At 47.6% G+C, this 23,515-nt stretch carries 16 protein-coding genes; 3 read left to right on the forward strand and 13 right to left on the reverse strand.

The window, feature by feature from the left end:
• Positions 1 to 336, forward strand: a 336-nt coding sequence (locus AC4GL5_RS08970) for a hypothetical protein (RefSeq protein ID WP_490382437.1), incomplete at its 5' end; no start/stop codon positions are given.
• Positions 337 to 364: 28 nt separating this feature from the next.
• Complete coding sequence (locus AC4GL5_RS08975) at positions 365 to 2,884, forward strand: sensor histidine kinase (RefSeq protein ID WP_490382438.1); 2,520 nt, start codon at positions 365 to 367, stop codon at positions 2,882 to 2,884.
• 28 nt (positions 2,885 to 2,912) lie between these two features.
• Here AC4GL5_RS08975 and AC4GL5_RS08980 read toward each other — a convergent pair whose 3' ends face one another.
• Complete coding sequence (locus AC4GL5_RS08980) at positions 2,913 to 3,458, reverse strand: DUF3750 domain-containing protein (protein ID WP_490382439.1); 546 nt, start codon at positions 3,456 to 3,458, stop codon at positions 2,913 to 2,915.
• A 97-nt stretch (positions 3,459 to 3,555) separates the two neighbouring features.
• Positions 3,556 to 4,707: a glycerate kinase family protein gene (locus AC4GL5_RS08985; RefSeq protein WP_490382440.1), complete on the reverse strand. Its 1,152-nt coding sequence runs from the start codon at positions 4,705 to 4,707 to the stop codon at positions 3,556 to 3,558.
• 178 nt (positions 4,708 to 4,885) lie between these two features.
• Between AC4GL5_RS08985 and AC4GL5_RS08990 the strand changes: the two genes are divergently transcribed.
• Positions 4,886 to 5,215 (forward strand): hypothetical protein, encoded by a 330-nt coding sequence (locus tag AC4GL5_RS08990; protein WP_490382441.1) that lies wholly within the window; start codon positions 4,886 to 4,888, stop codon positions 5,213 to 5,215.
• 123 nt (positions 5,216 to 5,338) lie between these two features.
• Here AC4GL5_RS08990 and AC4GL5_RS08995 read toward each other — a convergent pair whose 3' ends face one another.
• The 11 genes from AC4GL5_RS08995 to AC4GL5_RS09045 all read right to left on the reverse strand — a co-directional run bounded on the left by AC4GL5_RS08995 (position 5,339) and on the right by AC4GL5_RS09045 (position 23,502).
• Positions 5,339 to 8,410, reverse strand: a complete 3,072-nt coding sequence (locus tag AC4GL5_RS08995; RefSeq protein WP_490382442.1) for an efflux RND transporter permease subunit — start codon at positions 8,408 to 8,410, stop codon at positions 5,339 to 5,341.
• A 2-nt stretch (positions 8,411 to 8,412) separates the two neighbouring features.
• Positions 8,413 to 9,516, reverse strand: a complete 1,104-nt coding sequence (locus tag AC4GL5_RS09000) for an efflux RND transporter periplasmic adaptor subunit (protein ID WP_490382443.1) — start codon at positions 9,514 to 9,516, stop codon at positions 8,413 to 8,415.
• Between the two features lie 240 nt (positions 9,517 to 9,756).
• Complete coding sequence (locus AC4GL5_RS09005; protein ID WP_490382444.1) at positions 9,757 to 10,767, reverse strand: PA2778 family cysteine peptidase; 1,011 nt, start codon at positions 10,765 to 10,767, stop codon at positions 9,757 to 9,759.
• A gap of 170 nt (positions 10,768 to 10,937) precedes the next feature.
• Entirely contained in the window at positions 10,938 to 11,324 is a 387-nt protein-coding gene (locus tag AC4GL5_RS09010; RefSeq protein ID WP_490382445.1) for a DUF6627 family protein, read from the reverse strand.
• Between the two features lie 26 nt (positions 11,325 to 11,350).
• Entirely contained in the window at positions 11,351 to 15,232 is a 3,882-nt protein-coding gene (locus tag AC4GL5_RS09015; RefSeq protein ID WP_490382446.1) for an SbcC/MukB-like Walker B domain-containing protein, read from the reverse strand.
• The gene (gene sbcD, locus AC4GL5_RS09020) at positions 15,229 to 16,497 is read right to left on the reverse strand and encodes an exonuclease subunit SbcD (protein ID WP_490382447.1); all 1,269 of its coding nucleotides are present in this window, start codon (positions 16,495 to 16,497) and stop codon (positions 15,229 to 15,231) included. The genes AC4GL5_RS09015 and sbcD overlap by 4 nt, the downstream gene beginning before the upstream one ends.
• 107 nt (positions 16,498 to 16,604) lie before the next feature.
• Positions 16,605 to 17,078 (reverse strand): DUF2947 domain-containing protein, encoded by a 474-nt coding sequence (locus AC4GL5_RS09025; protein ID WP_490382448.1) that lies wholly within the window; start codon positions 17,076 to 17,078, stop codon positions 16,605 to 16,607.
• A 131-nt stretch (positions 17,079 to 17,209) separates the two neighbouring features.
• Complete coding sequence (locus tag AC4GL5_RS09030) at positions 17,210 to 17,587, reverse strand: c-type cytochrome (RefSeq protein WP_490382449.1); 378 nt, start codon at positions 17,585 to 17,587, stop codon at positions 17,210 to 17,212.
• Between the two features lie 206 nt (positions 17,588 to 17,793).
• Positions 17,794 to 19,368, reverse strand: a complete 1,575-nt coding sequence (locus AC4GL5_RS09035; protein WP_490382450.1) for a methyl-accepting chemotaxis protein — start codon at positions 19,366 to 19,368, stop codon at positions 17,794 to 17,796.
• A 30-nt stretch (positions 19,369 to 19,398) separates the two neighbouring features.
• Positions 19,399 to 21,450, reverse strand: coding sequence for a putative bifunctional diguanylate cyclase/phosphodiesterase (locus AC4GL5_RS09040; RefSeq protein ID WP_490382451.1), 2,052 nt, complete (start codon positions 21,448 to 21,450; stop codon positions 19,399 to 19,401).
• 297 nt (positions 21,451 to 21,747) lie between these two features.
• On the reverse strand, positions 21,748 to 23,502 hold the full coding sequence (locus tag AC4GL5_RS09045) for a sensor domain-containing diguanylate cyclase (protein WP_490382452.1): 1,755 nt from the start codon (positions 23,500 to 23,502) through the stop codon (positions 21,748 to 21,750).
• Positions 23,503 to 23,515 lie beyond the last annotated feature (13 nt).

Genomic DNA, 23,515 nt, shown 5'->3' on the forward strand with positions numbered 1-23,515 from the left:
CGTCTGATGAAAGAGGGACTATCTTCGAGTGCCAAAATCAATGAGATCAGAGATGAAGGTTTCCGATTCTGTTTAAATCTGCTCAATGGGCACAATGCTTCTGTTGACCTGCTTTACAACTTTTCCCCGCAATATTGTGAGCTGTCCTGTGAGGAACATCTGTCAAATTCACCCTATATCGGTGCAACTCTGGCGATGACGACGGCCTTGAATATTCCGATCATTTTAAGCTCAGAGTCGCAACACTCGCTCAGTGAGGCCGCTAAGGATCAAGTGTCTTATTGTCTTCCCGATGCTTCCAAAGCGATAAGCCAAGGCACTATCGACAGCATTTAAACTTCTAATAAGAAAGGTCAGGGATCCAATGATAAAGTACAGGGAAACTCTGTCGGGGTATTTATTCCCCGTCGTTGCCGGCGGCCTTATCCTGATAGGGGCCTTGTTGATTCTGACCGGGTGGTATCTGGAAATCAGAAGTTTTGTCAGTCCTTTCGAAGCGGGAGTGAGCCGGTTTAATACCGGACTGATGTTTCTGTTGTTGGGACTCTCTTTGATTTCATTCCCGGGAAGCCTTTTCGTTCAGCGCTTTTTTCTCTGGTTTGCCCCTACCCTGCTGCTCACCTTCTCACTAATGACGTTTTATCAGTATGTTTTCAGCCAGATCTTGGGGATTGATGAACTTTTCATCAGAGACTGGATGCCCGCAGAACAGGGACAGTTTCCCGGACGCCCTTCTCCTGCAACCTCATTGTGTTTTACTGGTTTATCACTAGCCATTATCGCAAGAAATATTGTTACGAAGACAAGCTCTGAAATAACGTATAAACAGCTCCAAGATGTTCCTGCTACGCGAATCGCTCTTGTCGTTTATGCCTCCCTTACTATGGCAACCGCAAGTACAGTAACAATTACATTGTTTGTTTGGATAACCGGAAGCTCAGATACCATCTTTGGACGCTTGTCATCGGGCCAATCACTATTAACCAGCGCTCTATTACTGATAGCCTGTGTTGGAATGATCATCAACCTGGTGTATGCAAAGCCGTTTCAAATGCACTTTTATTGGCTGCCGCAATCAATCTTTGTCGCTTTTGTCACAACAGGACTTGTTATTGCGAATAATACTCATGATAACAAAAGGCAATATTACCAGCTGGAAATCAGTAATCATCAGGCACTCATAAAAAAGCTGGCCTTTTCCGCGATCGACGATGCAATCAACAATCTGAGCAGCCTTTCCTGGTACATCGGTGACCCGATGCGTTTCCCACGACATGCCAATAAGGAATACACCCAAGGACTAGTGGGTATTGTCCTCGAAAAGCAAAAATCAGTAACAGAAACCTATGGCGAAGCGATCGAGACAAAACTGCCAGACTGCAACCGATCACCTTATCAATTGCGATGGGTTCATGACCGCCTATTGATCTCTGTGAAAGCTGCTGACTCAAATCCAAGCCGGGATCTCTGTATACATGGTTTTTTTGACCAGAATTTCTTTTTAAAGCACCCGTGGCAAGAGCTGGGATTAAAATTCACCACCCGCCTTACTCCGGCAATGCCCGGTCTCGGAGTCACCAGCCCGCTATCTGCTGAAAAAAACAGCGTCTCCATTGCGGGGCGTGATTTTGATATAACGATCAAGCCGACCTCCGCCACTGAGAAAATGTTTCATCAGGATTCCAGAGCTTTCATTATTGCTATTGCGATGTGCTTCGGGATGATTGCCGCAATTGCGGTCAGAATGCTGCTTAAATCAAGACTGCACTATGATGAGATGGCGGAGGCCAATCTTCGGCTTAAAACCCTCGAACAGCGTAATCGCAAAGTTCTTGAAATGGCTCCCGAAGCCGTATTACTGGTGGATGATTCAGGCACTATTGTTTATGCCAACCGACGCAGTTTCGAAATTTTTGGTTTTCAACCGGACCAGCTGCAGGGTGAGCCACTGGAAACACTTCTACCTGAAACACTCAGAGAGATACACAAAAAGCACCGAAAGAGGTACATAGCAGAACCTGTAACTCGTGAGATGGGGCAAAACCTTATGCTGGAAGCCTTACATGCTAACGGAACCGCTTTTCCGGTTGATATTGTACTAAGCCCCATCGAATACGGCGATAGCCGTGTTGTTATGGCTATTATTCGTGATATTTCAGACAAATTGGCCGAAAAAAGGCGTGTTGAACGAGACCTTCAGGAAAAAGAAGTCCTTCTCAAAGAGGTGTATCACCGAGTTAAAAATAACATGCAGGTTATTGCCAGTTTGCTAAAAATGCAGTCCCGCTCCAGCCAACACGAACAAACCCGATCCAGTTTGCAGGAAGCTGCCTTAAGGATATCGGCCCTGGCACTGGTTCACGAGAAGCTGTACCAATCGTCAAGCTTATCCAGAGCCAGCATACGCTCCTACATTGAAAGCCTCTCAGAGACACTGCGTCAAAGCTATCTGGGCACAACACCGCTGAAAATCAGTATTGAGGCCAGTGAGGGCGAATTTGAGCCTGAAGTCATCGTTCCTGTGGGACTTATACTCAATGAACTGATATCCAATGCAATGAAGCATGCTTTTTCACAGATGGATGACCGGGATACTTCAATCATTGATATTCGCTTTGAACATTCTGAGGCGAAGGGGCACTACACCCTAATGGTTACCGATAACGGAAGTGGAATTGAAGATATTGCGGCACTGGAAAAGAGTAAAAGTTTGGGATTGAAACTAATACGCAGCCTGACAGCCCAACTGAAAGGGAAACTTAACATAGACTCCGGAGTCACTGGCAGCTGTTTTAGTATCGAGATTCCAGAGAATGCCCTGCAGCCTTCTGCATCCCCTATGATGACCAGTGGGATAGCAGATAAGTACAGTTCGTCAGGCTAACGTCAACAATGGACTGGATCTGCTTAGATTACTCCCGCCAGTCCTGTCCAATGGCCTTAAGTGGCAGTTTAAGCCCTAAGTCAGGTACTTGCTCCCCAATCCAAGAAGGAAAAGTATTGCTGTTAGGACCCGGGAACATTGTATATTGGTCAGCCCATGGGTAATTGCGGGCTGCCTCATCGATTTCCCGGATCAGACGATCAACCCCGTCTCCTTTTCGGCTCAGAAGAAGCTCTGGTTTTTCGCCAAACCAATAACGATCAGGATAATCCTGTGCAATTCTTAAAGCAGGCAAGCCCCGCTTAAGTCGCCAACCGATTACTTCATATACCGTATAGCGCTCAGCTTCTGACGGCTTAACAGCGATCCAGGTATGAATAGCAAACCAGCCTCTCCAACCATAAACCGGTGCGCCATAAACCTGAACAACCGCTTCAGGAGTGCTGTCAGGATCAGGAGCAATACCCGCGGGTTCTCGACTTGCTGTTCGCCAGTCGTTAGTACTGCAGCCTAGAGTCAGAGTGAGAAGAAGAATGATAAAAAAACTGCGGGTGGTTGTTGCTAATAACGGCATCAGAAAGCTCCTCCTTTGAACTTACCTGTTACGTAGATCTCATCAATCAGTTCACATCAGACAAAGATCCGCATAAGCACAGATCATCAGGACGCTTTTATTGTGAGGATGGTTTAATGGGTGAAAACATAAGTTTGGTGAAGGCTTTGGTAGCATTTGATAGGTTTTGTTCAGCCTGCGACAAAGCATCTGATAACGGCATGTCTTCCGGCGTGATGCATAGTGCCAAATCAATGCCTTCTTTATATACAGCATCATAACCCTCGCCGAGTTGACCCGCGAAAGCGACAACAGGAATCCCAAATTTCTTAGCTCTTCGGCCAACACCCACGGGGGTTTTTCCCGCCATCGACTGATTATCCAGGCAGCCTTCACCAGTTATCACCCAATCAACACCAGAGCACTTCTCATCAAACTTAAGTAGATCCAGAACCAGCTCAACCCCCGGTTTCAAACGGCAATTAAATGCTGCAAGAAATGCAGCGGCAAGCCCACCTGCTGCACCACTCCCCGGAATAGACTTAACCTGTCGACCAAAGGTTTCATTCAGGATTTCAGCCCAGTTGTCCAGCCCATCATCCAGTGCTTTAACCTGAGCCGGAGTGGCTCCTTTTTGCGGGCCAAAAACAACACTGGCACCCTTAGCCCCGGTCAGAGGGTTATCAACATCACAGGCAAGCATGAACTGACACTGCGCCAGACGGGAATCCAGATTGTTAAGGTCAAGACGGACGACAGAGTTCAGGCTGGCTCCAATCGGATCAAGAGTATTTCCCGTGTGATCCAGTGGCCTGGCCCCCAGTGCCGTCAGCATACCAAGACCGCCATCATTCGTGGCACTGCCCCCTAAAGCGATAAAAAAGCGACGGGCCCCCTGATCAAGCGCTGCCAGAATCATCTCACCGACACCGAGAGTCGTCGTTATTTCAGGATTGCGTTCCTCAGAAGTAAGCAACTGTAGTCCTGCGGCCTGCGCCATCTCAATGACAGCGGTGCCTCCCTGCAGTACTCCGACCTCAGCATTAACCCGGAAACCGGAAACAAAAGGCCCTATTACTTCAAAGGTTTCTGTTTTACCATTCAGGGACCGAACCAGAACGGACAAAGTACCCTCTCCCCCATCAGCCATGGGTAAAAGAAGGGTTTCCGCGTTGTCTATGTTGGCTTTTATAGCCTGCTCGATTGTCAGGCTGGCATGATAGGCTGACATGCTCTCTTTAAAAGAATCTGGCGCGATCAGAAATTTCACACGAAGCCTCAGTATTTTTTGTTGTTAGTGGCACTAATAAGCAGATTCAGTTTCAGATCTCTATCTGCGTGTTTGCTCATTAAATCACTTTTTGTGACAAGGCTCACACACTAAGTAACTTGAGAGCCCCCTCTCAAGTATTTACTCTTAGTAGTATTATCCATAACAGGTTTTACTCATGTTCCGCCGGTTATCAAAGCAAGACAATTCAGTATTACGAAAAATGCCATTAGCGGCTTTCCTGATCACATTGCTGGCCAGCTCTTCTGTGTGGGCAGAGTGCCCTGACTATAAGGCGAAAAGTGCCGCAAATACGCTTTCGAAAGCCTTTTTAGGTAAAAACAGTTCTGTATTTCAGCCTGCAGTGGTCCTGAAACGACATCATCCCAGCCGCCAGAAAGAGGTTGCCAGTTACATTAAAGCGGGTAACCAGTATTACACGATGTTTTCTATTGTGAATGGCAGCTGTAAAGCTTTCTTTATCAAACGTGCAGGCCCCCGTTACTGATTCAGTTATTGCGTGGACCGCTATCACCTGTCTAAGACAATAAAAAAACCGTTGGGATCACTCCCAACGGTTTTTTTAGTCGTGGACAAACACCGTGAGGTGTTTATATCTGTTTTAAATGGTCTACACCACTTTCATTTTAGGAAGCGGTTGGTAGGGAATACGGAAAAACATTGCGTAGAAAACAGGGACGGCAATCAGCGTCAGCAAGGTCGCAAAACCCAGTCCAAAAGAGATCACTACGGCCATGCCTTCAAAGAAAGCGTCAAATAACAATGGCACCATACCCAGAATGGTGGTGATTGCTGCCATGCAGACCGGTCGAACACGACTGACCGCTGAATGGAATACAGCTTCATAAGGCTCAACACCTTTAGAAAGTTCGTAATTGATCTGGTCAAGCAACACAATACCGTTTTTAACGATCATTCCGGAAAGGCTCAGGAAACCCAGTAAAGCCATAAAACTGAACGCTGCATCCATAATCAGTAAGCCCTGCGACACCCCGATCAACGCCAGAGGTACGCACAGCCAGATGACGATAGATGCTTTGAAGGAGTTAAACAGCAACACTGTGATAATAAACATAAACAGATAGCCCATTGGCAAAGAACTGAAAATGTTCTGCTGCGCATCCCGGGAATTTTCGTACTCGCCTCCCCACTCCAGGCTGTAACCACGCGGCAGCTCAATCGCTTCAACTTTGGGGCGGATACGCTGGAACACTGCATCAGCGGTCTCATTCCCCATGATCAAAGGATCACCCATCACCGTGATGGAACGCTTACGGTTTCGTCGTTCAATAATCGGGTCTTCCCAAACAACTTTAAAATCCGACACCAGACTGCTCAGAGGCACGTAGCTACCAGTGGCCTGGCTATACACCTGCAAATCATGCACCTGATCAATACTGAGGCGTTCCTGAGCAGGAGGCTGCATAATGATAGGAATCTGACGTGTTCCTTCCCGATAAACACCAACCTGAGCACCGGAGAAATTCATCAGCAATACCCGGTCGATCTCTTTCTTGGAGATACCCAGGCGGCGGGCGTGGGATTCATCGAATACCGGACGCAACACTTTAACTCGCTGACGCCAGTTATCTTTGATGCCTTCGATTCCACCATCAGCATCAAAAATATCTTTGGCCTTCACTGACAACTGGCGCAGGATTTCAGGATCAGGGCCAATAAAACGTGCTTCGAGTTTGGAGTTACTGGCAGGCCCAAGCATCAGACGATCCAGTTTAAAGTCCAGATCCCCGTGATTGGCCTGCAGGTACTCATGAACTCTGCCGATCATATCGGGAATATCGTCACCTTGTTTAGCACGCACCACGATCTGACTGTAGCTGGTATTCGCCTGAGCGGCAGAATACGTCAGCATGAAGCGTAGCATTCCGCGGCCAGTGGTTGATGAGGCATACAGCACACGGTCATCTTTCAGAATAAAATCCTGAACATCCTGCACTCTCTCATAGGTTTCATCGATATGGCTTCCCTCCGGCATCTCCATGGTTACAAAGAACAAAGGAGTGGTTGATGGAGGGAAGAACGCCTGCTGAACAAACTGGAATGCCCAGCCCGCGGTAAAAAGAGACGATACGAGAATAATTACTGTGGTTTTACGGTAGTGCAGTGCTCGGGACAGCAACCACTTGTAACCCGTGAACAGAAAGCCCTGGTAAGGATCTTCCAGCTCATGTTCTTCCTTGACCTCTTCCTTAAAGAACAGATCACAGAAGAAGGGCGTCAGGGTAATCGCGGTAATCCAGCTCAGGAAGAGTGAAATTAACAAAACCTGGAACAGCGATCCGACAAACTCACCCACTGAATCCGGAGACAACCCTATCGGTGCAAAAGCAACAATAGCGATTACGGTTGCGCCCAGCAGCGGCCATTTGGTTTGTTTAACGACATCCTCGGCCGCCTGAAGCTTGCTATAGCCCCGCTTCAGGCCAATCAGAACACCCTCGGTGACAACAATGGCATTGTCTACCAACATACCTAACGCAATGATCAGACCACCCAAGGAAATTCGCTGCAGGTTAATCCCCATATATTGCATCACAATAAAGGTGCCGAGGATGGTCAACAGCAAAATCAGACCGATCAGAATACCTGAACGGACACCCATAAAGACGAGCAGAACGAGAATAACGATGCCAACGGCTTCAAAAAGATTCAGCAGAAAAGAGCTGACGGATTTATCAACTTCATGAGACTGGAAATAGATGGTATTCAGATCTATCCCGGCAGGTTGCTGATATTCCAGCTCTTTAATTCGATCTTCCAGATGCTTGCCCACATCAACAACATTGACACCTGCAGTGAATGAAACACCCAGCAAGAGCGCCCGTTGCCCATTGAAATCTACAAGATGGCTGGCCGGATCCTTATAACCCCTGCGGACTTCAGCAACATCACTCAGGTAGACGGTATCACCGTTAGGCGAAGGCAAAAGCAGGCTCTCAAGGGCCGCCAGGTCTTTAAATTCGCCGGTGGTACTGATACGGACATACTCACTGCCCACTTTGACGCGACCGGCATTAGAGACCGCATTCTGACTGCTTAACAGCTGATCCAATTGACCTATGGTAATACCCAATGCTGCCAGCCGGGCCCGGGAAATTTCGATAAAGATCTGTTCCTGCTGTTGACCTGCAATAGCAACTTTGCTGACGCCTTTAACCAAAACCAGCTCGCGCTGCAAAAAATCAACATACGATTTCAGGTCATTGTAGCGATAACCTTCCCCTGTAATCGCCAGCAGAACTCCGTAAACATCACCAAAATCATCGATCACATTTGGCGAAGAAGTCCCCTTAGGCAGTGATCCGGAAAGATCGCGCATTTTTTTCCGGAGTTCATCCCAGATCTGGTTCAGATCACGACCGCGATAAGTATCTTTTACCGTGAGCTGTACTTTGGAATAACCGGCTTTACTGGTTGAAACCAACTTATCGACATAGGGCAGATTCTGAATAGCCTGCTCAATGGGATAGGTCACTTCTTCTTCCACCTGTTCCGGAGTTGCACCGGGATAATAGGTGATGACCAGTGCATCCTTAATTGTAAACTCAGGATCTTCCAACTGTCCGAGTTTAGTAAAGGATACGATGCCACCAATCAGAAGAATCAGGGTGATCATCCAACTGGACACTTTTTTCTCAATAAAATACTTAGCGATATTCACCCTTAAAGCCCCCGCTCTTTAACCCAGGGGCGAACTTCCATACCTTCTTTAATGGCATGCACACCGGCAGCAACAATTTGTTCGCCTTCGTTCAGTCCTGAGGTAACCTGCAATGTATCGCCCTGTAATTCGCCAATGGTTACCGCACGCTTGCTTAAACGGTGCGTATCGCTGTTATAAACCCAGACAGACCGATTTTCACTATCAACAGGCTCGGACTCATCCATAAAGACCGCCTCGACCGGAACTAACCAATAAGCAGGGTTACCCAGCATCTCATAGACGTTAACATTAACTTCTGCGGTCATACCCGGTAAAAGTGTCACCAGATCCGGATCGGGGCGCGGCATTGTCAGGATGACATCATATCCCTTGGTACTGGGGTCCGGGTTGGTACTATGTTCTTTATAGCGAGCCTCAAAGAACTTACCCGGCACACTCTCTACCGCAACCTGAGGCAGGTAGCTGGTGTTATCTTTGCGGATGCGGGCAATCAGATCTTCAGGCACCTGAAAACTGATATCAATGGTTTCAGAATTTTCCAGTTTTACAATAGGCGCAGTCGCACTGACAAACTCGTAATTATCAGCATAGACTTTAGCAATCACGCCTTCGTAAGGCGCTTTAATAACACTGTAGGCCAACTGATTTTTTGCCTGCTGTAATGCTGTTTCGGCCTGCTCCATCGACGTTTTGACTTCATCAAGCTGAGACTGAGTAGCCGCTTTTTGCTTTACCATGGTACTAATGCGCTGATGTTGAAGACGAGCCAGGTCATACGCCGTCTGACGCTGTTTCACATTAAGCAGAAAGTCCTGATCATCAAGGGCAGCCAGCACCTGTCCCTTGCTGACCTTCACCCCTTCTGAAACAGGTAACTTCTGTAACTCACCGGAAACCCGGAAAGCGAGATCAGTTTCCTGACTGGCGACAAATTCAGCAGGAAAATAGCGAATATTAACGCTCTGATGCCCAATCGTACTGAGCTTGACTGGCCGAATAACTTCAGCTGACTCTTCAACAGTTTCTTCTTTTTGGCAACCTGTCAGTAGTAAAGACGATAACAAAGTACAGGTGATCACAAATGAACGTGATGTGGCGGGCATCGATTGAGTTCCTATCTGGCATCAGTTTTATTTCAAAAGCGAATGACATTATCTTGCATTAGTGCTCTCGACTAAAGTCTTAACAAGCATGTAAAAAGCAAAAAAATGGGGATCAGCATATTAGAGCAAATGCGTCAAAGACAACATCCTAATTATTCATCAAATTAAAACAAGTGATTAATCACAGCTCAAAGACAGAAAAGCCGGCGTGTGCCGGATTTTCTGTTGATCAGGATATGATCAGAAGCCCTCAATGGGCTTGGGGCAGTTCAGCTGTGGACATGCCTGCTCACCATCAGGGCGTTGGCTCTTACCCAGAATATCCTGCAGACTATGGCGTATATTATTATCTTCCGGTGACAGCGTGATTGCACACTGAACCGCTTCAAAAGCGCTGCTGTAGCATTGTCTGGCCAGCTGAATATAGGCAATGTTGTTCCACAGCTGACCGGACTCCCCCAGTGAAGGACTGGCTAATAGTGTATCAGAGGCCTGATCAAATAAACCGGACTGAAAGTAGGTGTTTGAAAGCGCCAGTCTCATTTCGTCAAATCCAGGCCATCGGTCAACACCCTGCTCCAAAGCTTTCTGTGCAGAAACATTAAGCCCGACATCAGAAAGGTCCAGACTGGCTTCCAGATAGCTTAATGAATTGGCCTCAGCAGGTAGTTCGCCGGGTTTCAGAAACACATAAGCCCAGCTATCAGCACGCTTCCAGGTGTTCAGAAAGGTTGCAAAATCTACGCGGTGCTCACGATAAGTGGCAGACCGTAAAATTAATTCTCTCGCATCAAGATCAAAACCAACAACAACAGCAAAATGCCACTGAGGCAGACTCTCAAGTCCCAGATTCTGGAAAACGAGTACCGGATAGCCGGATTCAACCTGCAATAACAGATGATTTAGTTCAGGTTCTAATTGATAGGCCATCAGCCCATAGCTGCGCCCAGTGCTGACTATTTCCAGGGGCAGGCTACCTTCCTGTTCTGGCAAATAAACGCGTTCAACCAGATCAGCAGGCTTAACCGGATGGCCTTGATAAACGAGAACCGTAGCTAAAGCCGCTGGGCCGCACTGATATTTTTTCTGAGGAAAAAAGGGAACCTGATCAAGGTTTACTTGCCGGGCCTCCGGCAGCTTGAACTTAGATTGTTCAGTTTTTTGTTCCCTGCCAACAATTGCCGTTTCATCAGTTTGTTCCGATGGTACTGTGCTGCAACCGATTAAGGTCATGGCTGTCAGCAAAAGCATCGGGAACCACCTGCATGATTTAAGTGGGTAGGGTTTAGGGTCGCGGGAGGGAAAAAGCATCGTTAGGCTTAAGTTTTTCATGGCATTTAGGGCTTAGTAGAGTCCGTTCGGTCTGATCGTTAAATGACAGGGCCAAAGTGCCCTGCCAGATCGTTAAGTTTAACCCTGCTTTATCGATTGATGTTTTTTACAAATGGAAAGACGTCAGTAGCCCCGAGCATATCGGTAATGACAAAAACAACAAAAACCATAAAAGCCAGCCCCAGAACATCCTGACCGGCGGGTTGTTCTGCCAAATGCTGATTAAGCTGTTGAATTTCGGCATCAGACATGGCCGCAACACGGTTTTTCGCTACTTCAGAATCAACGCCTAACTCTGTTAGCTGCGCCTGAACATCTGTGCGATCAAAAAGCGCAATAGCCTGCTGACGGTCGAGCTGTTGCACAATAGTCTGGTTACTGATCATGGCAGCCTGAGCCTGATGAACCGTTGCTGATAGCATGAATAACGCGAGAAACCCTGCCAGTAGACGCTTGGATGTCTTAATCAGTTTCATACTCTACTCCAATTTTTTTAAACGTTTTAACCATCAGACCTGCTCTGCTTATTGAGTGCATTAATCCGAAACTCGTCATCCAGAACACTGATGCCCAGTCCTGGCTTTTTATTCACTTTGATCTGAACCGGAATTCGCTCTTTCATGGCGCTGATATGGCTGATGACACCAATCATCTTACCGCTGGCATTCAGATTATCCAGTGCGTTCAACGCCATTTCCAGCGTTTCGCTATCCAGCGTACCAAAGCCTTCATCAAGAAACAGAGAATCGATACGTACTTTGTGGCTAACCAGATCAGAAAGAGCTAAGGCCAGCGCCAGACTCACCAGAAAGCTCTCTCCACCAGACAGGGTACGGGTGTCCCGTACCGCATCGGCCTGCCAGGTATCGAGTATTTCAATCTCCAGTTCTGCAGACGCTTTTCGGCGTAACTGGTATCGATCATGTAATTGTAGTAGCTGACGATTAGCCAGCTCAATCAGATACTCAAGAGTCAGACCTTGGGCAAACCGGCGGAATTTATCGCCATTAGCGGAACCGAGCATATGATTCATCTGAGCCCACAAATCCGCTTTATGCTGCTGCCGGTCGACCTCTTCAGCGAGCGATTCCAGCCCTTGCCGACGCAGCTGGTCCTGCTTCAGAATCTGCTTTTGTTCCGTGAGTTCTGTTTTAAGTGTTTCGGTTTCCTGCTCGTACTCAGTCAGTCTTCTTTCTAAAGACGGAATCTTTCTGAGGGCCATGTTGACGGATTGGGATGATAACGTCTCCTGAAGCGCTGGCCAGACAGAATCCTCAGTCAGCTCAAGCCCGGTGCCCTGATGGGCCGAAGCCACTGAGCTTATAAATTGTTCCAGAGATTCCCGGTTAACCTTCAGGGTAACTTCAGCGTTGCGAAGTGCTTCGTCCAACTCTGTTTTCAGATCCTGCCAGCGTTCGTATTCCGCTGGCTCCGGTAGGGCCTGTTCAAACGCCTTTTGCGTTTTGAAAGGGCTGACCTCTAATGTGCTCTGCCAATTTTCTTCAGCCGCTCTTAGCTTCTCATCAGCATCCTGACAGTAGGAGGTTTGCTGACTCAGTCGGGCTTTCAGTTCATCCGCTTTCTCTTTCTGCTCGGCAAAGTGAATACGCATCTGCTCAAGATGTTTTTCGGAATGCTCTAACTGTGTCTTCAGACGAGTTCGTTCTTCATCAAGACTGGCACTGCCGAATGACAGGTGACGCTCCTCTTTAAGCGATTGCCAGTTTTTCTCCAGTTCACCGAGCTGGGTTTTGATCTGTTGGCAGCGCTTTTCCTGCTCGTCACTTTGCGCAAGCAAATTATCCAGTTGCAGCTGCACTTCACGCTGCTTCTGCTCCGATTGACGCTGGTTTTCAGTTGCTTGTTGCCATTCGCTAATTTGCGTATGAAGCTGACTCAGTAAGGTATCCTGCTGTTCCAATTCCGGCAGCGATGTACTTAAACCCAACTGGCCCAGGTTTTGAAGCAATAGCCGCTCGAGAGCCATCACCTGTTGCTCCAGCTTTATAAGATCTGCTCTGGTCTGCTCTTTTTGGGCAAGGAAACGTTCAAACTGCTTTTGCAGCTCATGGATCTGCTTCTGAGCCTCCTGATGATGGGTTTCCCGTTCATGGATTTTTTGTTGAAGTTTCCAGATCTGCTGTTTGAGCGCCTCGCGTTCATCGACACAGGCTTGAACGGCCTGGCTTGCAGACTTAAGGATTTGAATGCCCTGAACTGAAAATTCTGCCTGAAGCCCCGATAGTGGTTTTGGAGGACTGAAATACTGAACCAACTTATCAATAACCGCACTTAAGTCACCGATCGATTGATTGACCCGTGTTTTTTCTATCCGGGATATCATGCTACAAACATTCTGGAAGGCTTGCAGCCATCCGGTTTCAGCTTGCTGCATACTTTGCTGTTTCTGTCGCTGGTCCTGCTGAAGGGACTCAACCCGCATTTTTAGCTGGTCGATCTGATGACTCAGATGTTCCCCCTGTTTCCGGGTCTGATCCAACTGATCCCGAAGCTCCTGCAGTCGGGTCTCTGTCTGGCTTAGCTCAATCGCCTGATACTCATTAATGCCGGGATGATCATGAGAACCGCACAGGGGACAGGCTTCATCGGGCTGCAGGCGATTACGGGCATCTTCCAGTGCCGCAATCTGGCGCTCACGTTCCAGTAATTGCTCAAGATCCTGAAGATGGGCGTTCAGCTTTTTGTACTCCTCCCTTAGAGGCGTACGCTCTTTATCTAAAGCGTTGATCTGCTCTTCGTACCGGGTGATATCCTGTTCCTGCTGATGCACCTGCCCAGTGAGTTTCAGATATTCCTGCTGATAATAGGACATCTGCTGAGTCGGTTCAGAAAGCTGGAAAAGCTCATTCAGGAGTGATCGGGCCAACTCATCATTTTGCAGAGGATGTCGCTGCAGCAGCTGTCCCAGGGGGGATACTTGTTGAGTAAGGTCAGTACGTTCGGCTTCAAAGCTTTTCGTTTGTTGCTCCAGGGGCTGAAGATGGTGTCGAATCCCCTCCAGTTGCTGATCCGTATTTTTTTCCTGATCAGTGAGACGTGCTATCTCAGAATGAAGCTCCAACCGACGTTTAAGTTGCTCTGTAATGGTCGGCAGATTCTCAGAAAGGGCTACACAATGAGTATTATTCTGCAGCCACTGCTGGTTCTGCTGTAAGTACTGTTGCTGCTGATAAAGATCTGAAACCAGTTGCTGCTTTTTATCCTTAAAGGACTTGATCTGTTTTTCTTCCGGTTCAAGCAGGCGCTGCTGCTCTGCAATCCGGGACTCAAGCTGACGAATCTTTTCATCCAGCGGGGCAAGCTCTTCATTCAGACGCTTTTCTGCTTCCGCTTTGTTAGCTTTATCTGCTTTGAGGGCTGTATCAGCGGTATTAAAACGATGTTCAGCTTTTTGCCGCTCTGCATCCTGGTGCTGATGAGCCTCGTAAAGCTCAGCCTTGCGTTGCTCAGCTTCTGCTCTGACTTGATTCAGCTCCTGGACTTTCTGATAGTGAGTCAGAATTTTTTGTGCAGGACCCGCTTTATCAAGGGCATTAATAACCTCTTTGTGAGTTTTATAAGCCCCTTGGGCAGCCTTCAGTTCAGATTCCGCTTGTACATTGTTTTCCCATAGGGTTTCCAGCTGTTTAAAAGCGCGCAGTTCTTCAGCCAATCGCTTCTGAGCGGGCAAAACACCCTGAAGGAGCGCTTCCTTATCAGCCAGAGCGGCTTCATATTCCGAGATCTGATCCGGTGTCAGCAGTTCAATACCTTCCAGCCGATATTTGAGTTGCGTAACGGCATCCTGTTCTGCCTTGTGTCGTTGGTAGATCCGCTCTGAAATCTGACCGTAAACCTCGGTTCCGGTCAGCTTTTCCAGCAAGCCCGCCCGCTCACTGTCACTGGCATTCAGGAACGCTGCAAACTGCCCCTGAGATAACAGCATAGATTTGGTGAAACGATTGAAATCCAACCCGGTAAGCTCTTCAATCAGGCGTTTCTTATCGGTGATTTTACTGGCCAGAATCTGACCGTCGCTATCGGCCAGTTCAACTGTCGGCGCTTGCAGGCGTTGCGTTTTCGCAGCCTTGCGTTGAGCCCAGAATGCACGATAAATACAGTTATTGACCATAAACTCCACCTCTGCCAGGCAGTCTTGCGTATGGTGAGTCATTAGCTGGTTTTCTGAGCCGGAAACCTGTAGACGGGGCGTTTCGTGATACAAAGCCAAACAGATGGCATCTAAAAGGGTTGTCTTACCAGCACCTGTAGCGCCGACAATGGCAAAAAGGCTGCTACCATCGAATGGTGCACGGGTAAAATCGATCTTCCATTCGCCCTTGAGGGCGTTAAGGTTTTTTAATCGTACGGAGAGAATCTTCACAGTGATCCCTCCTCCTGAAGCTCAGTCCGAATCTGCTGAAAGCAATCAATCAGGGCATTACGGCGCGCCTCTTCCAGCGTTTCCTGACTCAGGCGCTTGAGGAAAACCTCTTCAGGTGTAAGCTCGTCAAGCTGCACTAAGGGCTGGTGGTCAGCTAACGTGGAGCGCGCACGATTGTCTCTGCGAATTCGAAGCACTTCTACCGGCTGATCGCCGATCAGGGCCTCAATGCGGGGTTGCAGATCGGCCAGATAATCATCGGTCTGCACATTGATCTCAGCCCATAGCGTTTGTCCTGGTTCAAGCTTATCGGTTTCCGGGCTCAGATCTGACAGATGGGTCTCTATATCAGACAAGCAACCATTCAATCGAATAAGTGGCTGAAACACAGGTACAGTGAGACTTTCTGCGGCAACAAAGCCCTTCTCAGGCTCAAGCTCTACAATAAGTACCTCTTTGCGTCTACCTAACTCATCAAAGCTTAAAGCCACTGGGGAGCCGCAATAACGAATATGCTCACTTTTAGCGACTTTCTGCGGCCGGTGGATATGCCCAAGGGCGATATAGTCCGCAGGAGGAAAAGCACTGGCCGGAAAAGCATCCAGGGTACCGATATAGATGTCTTTCACTGATTCTGAAGTGGATGCACCAACAGTGGTCAGATGACCTGTCATTACAACAGGAAGGTTAGGATAAACCTGTTTGGCCAGCTCAAACAGCTGGTGGTAATAACCCTGAATCTGCTGCGTCAGCTGACGCTGGCGCTCTTCTGCGGATTGGTCAGAACGACTTCGCATCAGATCACTGGGCCGAAGAAAAGGAATGGCACATAACACGGCCGCTGGCTTTTTAGCGCTATCTGTTAGCGGTATAAGCAATTCTTTTACCAGATCACCTGTTAAATGATCAGCAGACTGTTCAAGAGCGTCTGGATCCGCTCCGGCAATGACCTGCGTGTTCAGGGCCTTTAAAAGCCCTTTAGACTCATTCAAGACGGCAACAGAATCATGGTTACCCGCCAGAAGTATCAGCTGGCAGTCCGGGCATTCGTGATGAAGCTGTACGATAAATTGATTATAAAGAGCCCGGGCATAACTTGGTGGCGTCCCCGTATCAAAGATATCACCAGCCACAAGTACAGCATCAAGCTTGTGTATTTTGACCTGAATGACCAACCAATCCAGAAAAGCTGCCTGCTCCTGCTCTCTACTTTTGCCATAGAAAAGCTGGCCCAGATGCCAGTCTGAAGTGTGCAGAATCTTCATAAACATCCCTGAAATTGCGGAGGTCAGTGACAGAAAGGACGCGATCAGGCACTAAGGCCTGATCAACTTAAAAAATGAACCAATCGCTTAACAAGCCAAACAGCGGATTAGGGACGCAAACCGATGCGCAGCTCACCCGTGTCGAAAAACTGGGCGACCTGTTTACGCTTACGGCCGATGATGAGGGTGCCATCATCAAGAAACAGAAAGTTTTTCCAGGCTCGGCAGAAAACAGCCCAACGGGTTTCAATAACGTTTTCGCTGTCGTAACAAACATAGACTGTGGTATTGGCTTCCCAGTCAAAGTGCTGCTGTATCAATTCCGGCAGGTCATTACTCTGACTGTCCCAGGCACTCTGCCAGTTACCGGTTTCCAGCCAGCTTTTACTGTTACCTGCCCAGTCATCTTTCTGGAAAAAGCTATGATCGCTGCTGTGAGTGCTGATTTGGGATTGCCAAAGTTGTATTGAACGGTCAGTGGTCATCGGCTTGATGGCTGCAAGATCTTCCTCGGTGACAGGCAGATCCTTATGCTTGAAAATCCAGCGTTTTGAGTAGTCAGCTAAATCGATATAACTCATTGAAAATAAATAACCTGTTTTAATAATTGAACCCGACTTATGAAGATGTCATCAAGTCAGGTTCAGAAAGCGGGACAAGAGCACATTGTAACAGTTTCTTCCATTGGACCGTAACATTGACCGCTGAAAGCTTACTGCTGCTCATGCTCCAGCTGGGACAGGTATTTGGCAATTTTATCGGCCTGACTGAATCGGATCTGAGGAAAAGTTGGCATACGTGGGTATCGTGGATCCCCCTTACGGATCAATATATTGATCTCTTCCCGGGAAAGCTGATTGGAAAAGGTTGCAGGGATTCCCATGATAAACTTACCCAAGCCATTGGCTTTATGACAGCCCGAACAATAGTCTTCATACATCTGCTTCCCGGTAGCACTGATCGGTGGTGTGTCATTGTTGTAGAAGCACCCCGAGAGTAAAACTGCAGAAAACACCACCATAAGCCCCTGTAACAGGCGCTTATGGACAGCGTTGAACACTAACCGGTTGTTTTCAATAATCCTGTCCATAACGCTTTCCTCGATTTAGAGCGGAAACTACTCACCAAGCCACTATTCTCTGGCCTTTTTATTATGTTTAGGATTTTGCTGATCCCTATCTGAAACATAAAGCATCGATCTCTGTTTGTCCCGATCTGGCACAAACTTTCTCTTAATATTCGGGCCAATAAAAAAGGGAGCTGAGCTCCCTTTTCATTCCAGATAAACGTCTGTCTCTAACTCTGGCCAAAACGTTGAATCAGGCTTGAAAGATCATTGGCCTCGTCAACCAAATGCAAACTGGACTGGCGGGTTGCGCGCCCCGCCTGCGCGGTTGTCTGTGCAGAATAATGAATGGCAGAAATTCTCTCTTTCATCTCATTAGCGGCTGCAGACTGCTCTTCAGCGGCAGATGCTATCTGAATGTTCATCTGTCCGAGATGAGTAATAATAGTTTGCAGTTCTGCCAGTACCTCTTCCGCCTGCTTAATCTCTTCGACAGTTGAGATGGCCAGTTTCTCTGAGCTTTGCATGCGGGTAACAACGGCACGTGTCTGATCACGAAACTGGGAAAGAATCGTCTGAATATCCAGAGTGGATTGCTGAGACCGATGAGCCAGCCCTCGGACCTCGTCGGCTACAACAGCAAATCCACGCCCCGCTTCGCCCGCCCGGGCGGCTTCAATCGCAGCATTAAGCGCCAGCAGGTTGGTCTGCTCTGCAATGCCGCTGATCACATCCAGAATCTGATCAATATTGTCACTTTGTTCCTGAAGGGACTCAAGCTGACTGGTTGAGCTACGAACCGACTCACACAAAGATTGAATGGCGCGCTCGCTGCGCTCAACGATCTCCTGCCCGGACTGGCTGATCTCATCTGTTTTACGAGACACTTCAGCAGCGGCGTCGCAATTACGGGCAACCTCTTCGGTTGCAACTGACACCTGTTCCATCACCGTGGCGGCCTGAGACAACTCATCCAACTGTTGTTCGGCCTGCTGACTGACCTCAGATACCTGATTTGAAACGGCTTCAATGTGATGATGAAAATGACCTGAAGCGTTATCCAGACGATTAACAACTGTCTTCATCGTACGGTCAAGATAGTGCAGGGCGATATCAACCTCACCAACCTCATCATGACAATTGCTGTATACCTTTTGGGCCAACGGATCAGAATAGATCTTACGACTTTTACGGGCCAGTCGGCGGTATTGGGATGACTGCTGCACTGCTGCCATGGAGATACCGATTGCGGTGATCACCATGATCATCGCACTTTTGGCAAGGGAAACATCTGCCATCCAGAGTGCAAAAGCGATCAGAGGTAACGCCCAAACCAGCCCCTGAAACAAGGTTATCAAAGTGCGGCTTCGGCTCTTGAACCAATGCGACAGGGGTTTCTGTCCCTTTTTAACGGATCGGTAGAGTTCATCGGCACGCTCCACATCCGGTTGATCCGGGCAGTGGCGCACGGATTGATAGCCTGTGATTTCAGCCCCCTCGAAGACCGGTGTCACAAACGCATCGACCCAATAATGGTCGCCGTTTGCTGTACGGTTTTTTACTAGGCCGATCCAGTTTTCACCTTTTGAAACCCGTTTCCAGAGATCTGAAAACGCTTCTTTGGGCATATCCGGATGACGAATAATATTGTGCGGAGCCCCTATTAACTGAGCTTCTGAGTAACCCGACAAGGTCACAAAATAATCGTTACAGGCTTTGATATAACCTTTTTTGTCGGTAGTCGATATGATGCAACGATTAGGATCAACCGGAATTGCCCGCTGAGTGACAGTTGGATGCGACATTACGTGTTCAACCCTTTAAAGGTTCCGTTATCAGGCTTCAGCACAAAGACTCGAGTGTTCTTTGTTACAGGCCAACGATAGATTTTTGATAAAAAGACTAAATTCGTAAGCTGGCAGCGGCTTACTGATCAGATATCCCTGCAGATAATCGCAATCCAATGCTAATAAAGCAGCGCGCTGAGCTTCTGTCTCAACACCTTCTGCAACGATGCTCATCCCTAAACTTTTAGCCAGCTGAATAATGGCTTTAGTCACCAGGCGTTCCTGGGGCTGATCCGTCATTTTCTGCACAAAACAACGATCTACTTTTAATTTATCCAGCTGGAAACGGGTGAGATAGCTCAAACTGGAATAGCCGGTACCAAAGTCGTCAATCGACAACATGAAGCCTGCTTCTTTAAGATCAGCTACCACAGAAACGGCTGAATTCGCATCCTGAATCATCGCGGTTTCTGTGATCTCCAGAGAAACACGCTCTACAGCTATCTGATTCTGGTTAAGAATCGTTATTAACTGCTCAGCCAGCCCAGCATATTGGAGTTGGTGAGCCGAAAGATTCACTGCAATGCTGCCGGTAAAATCATCGCCCCAACGTTTGATCTGCTGGCACACTTCCGTGAAAACCCAACGACCGAGTTCATGAATAAGGCCGGTATGTTCTGCGATGGGGATAAAACGATCCGGTGGTACGGCACCAAACTGCTCTGAATTCCAGCGCAGCAGTGCTTCAGCCCCCACTAATGAGCCGGTTGTCGTATCGACAATTGGTTGATAATTGAGGGAAAACTCGCCTTTATCCATCGCCATATGAAGAGCCTGCTCCAGCAGGACACTCTCTTTCGCAATTTTTTGCAGATTACTATTAAAGAAGTGACTGGAGTTTCCCCCCTGCTCTTTTGCGTGGTGCATAGCAATATGAGCCTGCTCTATCGCTTCACGGGGACGGTGACTGGATTCAAGCAGCGTTACGCCGATACTGACTGTCGAGCGCCACTCAATCGATTGGTACTCAATACTGCTCTGAAGCGTACTTAATAGATTCTGAGCGACCGCTTCAGCCTGGGCCGGAGATGTTATATGGGGAGCTGCGATAATAAACTCATCGCCAACAGAGCGGGCAACAAGACCGTCTGGCTGAAATGTGTCGGCCAAGCGCCTGAGAATGACACGAATAATATGATCACCCAGAGCCATACCGCCATGGCGATTTAAACGCCCCATATTATCAATGCCAAGATAAAAAATCGTAATAGGCTGCTGTTGGTCTCGCTGCTTACGGCTTAACTGCTCAATTAACCCCTGCTGGCCCATAATGCTGTTGCTCTGACCCGGTGTCAGGGAACTAAGAAGTGTTGGTGCGTCATTGTGCAGAACCACTTCTCCCGAGGAGAAATAATGAGTTACCTGTCCCGCCTCGTTCTGTACAGCGTAGATCGTTTTTTGCTCAGGGTATTCACGGCCATCTTTGCGGCGATTCCAGATCAGACCTGACCAGTAACCGTCATTGATTAGGCTCGACCATAGATCCCGATAAAAAGCCTTGTCCTGTCGTCCTGAACTGAAAAAACCGGGGTCAAACCCCATCACTTCTGCGGATGTGTAACCAGAAACTTCTTCAAAACGCTTATTCGCTAAAACTATGCGGTTGCTGGCATCTGTAACAACGACAGAAGCTCTGCTGGAATTGAAAATTCGCTCGAAGAGCGTCCACTGGTCCTGGTATTTCTGCCGCCAACGAATGTCACGAATAAAACATAGAGCCGTTGAATCAGACAGCAGCTTCAGAGACCACTGAATATGAAAAGATTTGCCATCGGTAGCATGGCCCCTGCTTTCGGCAGTAATGGCCGAGTCGGAAGCCAGTTGTTGAAGAAGCTCGTCATGACTCTGATAGTGACTTCCCTTCAACCAGGAAAAGATTTCCTGTTCAGGTAAATGATAGAGATCTGCCATCTGTTTAAGGTGGGCATTGCCTGTGATTACCGTTAACTGCTGATCGAGGGCGATATGGGCAAATGCCATATCAATCAGATCCATCCCTTGCGACACATCTTCCAGTGAGTGCAAGATATCAGCAGGCATTCCGTAACGCTCCAATTTGATACTCCATGGGATTAACAGGCAATTATGATCAAGCCGAAATGGCCGGGCGGGCGCAATCTATCACCAGATCAAATGGATTAAAAGACGTGTTGGGGACAATCAAACAGGGCTTTAAAATGATAGGAATCAAATAAAAAGAGCAATCTTGTTGATTCAGGGCAAAAACGCCATGAAAAATCAGGGTTTAGAAGGAAATAAGCTGAAAATAGAAAAAAAACGACAATAATATTCGGATTGGCTAATTTACATTTCTTTACATTATTTTTCCAGAAACAATCAGGCTGCGGTTATTTTGTCACAAAAAACCCGAACACAATTCCTGCCCGCTCTTTTCGCCTCGTACAAGGCATTATCAGCCTCAGCCACCGCCTGCGATACTCTGCCCGCAACATTTTTTACGGAGAGATCAAGCTGGCTGATGCCAAAACTACAGGTCACCTTAACAGAGTTCTGATGGTTCAAGTGAAGAGTGTGACATGCAATGATCAACCGTAAATTTTCTGCGAGTTTGAAGGCCTCACAGGATGTTAAACCAGGCATCACCAATAGGAATTCCTCCCCACCGATGCGTCCGATCATCCCTTCCAGCGGCAATATGGCCTGACAGTGCTCAGCTACTGCAATAATGACCCTATCGCCCACCGGGTGCCCCCAGCGATCATTGACCGCTTTAAAGTGATCAATATCCAGAACGATAATAGATAAGGCTTCATTATAGCGCCCTGCCCATTGAGCATGCTTCTCCGCTTCATCAAGTACCGTTTTTCTGTTTAACACACCGGTAAGCCCATCCTGACGCGATAAGGTATACAGCTCCTGCTCTAAACGCTTACGAAGACTGATATCACGCATTACTGCAATGTAACCCTGATGAATACCGGATTCTGAAGGCGGGTTATCCTCATATAACGCTGAAATAGTGGTCATTTGAGTAAAAATATCACCATTTTTTCTTCGGTTAGTCAGCTCGCCATGCCAATAACCGTTTTGATTTAATCCGTTCCAGAGCTCATTGTAGGTATCAAGGCTGGTCAATCCGCTGGATAAAATACTGCAGTTCTCACCCAGCACCACTGATGTGTCATAACCCGTAATCCGGGTAAAAGCCTCATTGGTGTATTGTATCCGCCCCTGCTGATCAGCAATGAGGATCGCTTCGCCAGCTGCTTCAAGGGCAGCGTTCTTCCAACGTTGTTTCTGCAGCTCAATGACCTGAATATCAAACGCTTGCTGAACTTTTGAGGTTAAGTCATTCAGACGCTCAGTTAACGACATCGCTCTGTTGCGTTTAAATCCAATCTTAACGATAGCCTCCAGGCGATCGAGAAAATGATCCAGATTATCAAAGTGGCGGTGATAAACCAGACAGAGTGTCAATTGGCAAAGAGCAAAAAATGTAGCGGCAATAAGTATCCAATTATCAGTATCTGCGGCTTTTCTCCTCTCTATCGTGACCTGCGATTTATGCTGTTTTTCCAATTGATCAATAAAGCCTCTGAAAGCACTTTGGTTTTTTAGTGCATGAGCAACATAAGCTTTTCGATGTAAATCAAAGCGAGATATCATAAGTCTAATTGAATCTGATGATGCCCCCTCTGACCTGAGTTTATTTAATGACTGATAGATCGCCAGTAGCTTGCGTCCTTCATTAAGAGAATTGATCAGTGTGTTTTTAACCTGTTGACGCTGTCTGTCAATTAACTCAGAGGCCTGAGTTTGCTCTATATACCAGTCCTTATTTAAAAGAGCTGACATTAAGCGCTGAGACTGAGTTTCAAAAGTCGAATGGATCTGCTGAGCATTATCAGAACGGTCAGGTTGAATTCCTGCCAACAGCAAAAAAAGGTGGTTCGCCTCATAAGCTAACTCATGACTGGAGTACAGTGCCTGCCGCACAGAGGTGATTGCTCCTGTATTGTAGGAGCCTCTGTAAAAGAGAAGAACAAAGATAAAGCCGACCAAGAGTATCAGCTCTAATAAAATGATGAGCGAGAACCGTTTCGCTGACAACCCGGTAAAAACACGTTCCATGATCAATCCTTAG

Source organism: Oceanospirillum sp., from assembly GCF_982874595.1.

Coding starts and splice junctions, on each gene's coding strand:
- AC4GL5_RS08975 (WP_490382438.1), top strand. CDS start 365: ATGATAAAGTACAGGGAAACTCTGTCGGGGTATTTATTCCCCGTCGTT.
- AC4GL5_RS08980 (WP_490382439.1), bottom strand. CDS start 3,458: ATGCCGTTATTAGCAACAACCACCCGCAGTTTTTTTATCATTCTTCTT.
- AC4GL5_RS08990 (WP_490382441.1), top strand. CDS start 4,886: ATGTTCCGCCGGTTATCAAAGCAAGACAATTCAGTATTACGAAAAATG.
- AC4GL5_RS09000 (WP_490382443.1), bottom strand. CDS start 9,516: ATGCCCGCCACATCACGTTCATTTGTGATCACCTGTACTTTGTTATCG.
- AC4GL5_RS09005 (WP_490382444.1), bottom strand. CDS start 10,767: ATGCTTTTGCTGACAGCCATGACCTTAATCGGTTGCAGCACAGTACCA.
- AC4GL5_RS09010 (WP_490382445.1), bottom strand. CDS start 11,324: ATGAAACTGATTAAGACATCCAAGCGTCTACTGGCAGGGTTTCTCGCG.
- sbcD (WP_490382447.1), bottom strand. CDS start 16,497: ATGAAGATTCTGCACACTTCAGACTGGCATCTGGGCCAGCTTTTCTAT.
- AC4GL5_RS09025 (WP_490382448.1), bottom strand. CDS start 17,078: ATGAGTTATATCGATTTAGCTGACTACTCAAAACGCTGGATTTTCAAG.
- AC4GL5_RS09030 (WP_490382449.1), bottom strand. CDS start 17,587: ATGGACAGGATTATTGAAAACAACCGGTTAGTGTTCAACGCTGTCCAT.
- AC4GL5_RS09035 (WP_490382450.1), bottom strand. CDS start 19,368: ATGTCGCATCCAACTGTCACTCAGCGGGCAATTCCGGTTGATCCTAAT.
- AC4GL5_RS09040 (WP_490382451.1), bottom strand. CDS start 21,450: ATGCCTGCTGATATCTTGCACTCACTGGAAGATGTGTCGCAAGGGATG.
- AC4GL5_RS09045 (WP_490382452.1), bottom strand. CDS start 23,502: ATGGAACGTGTTTTTACCGGGTTGTCAGCGAAACGGTTCTCGCTCATC.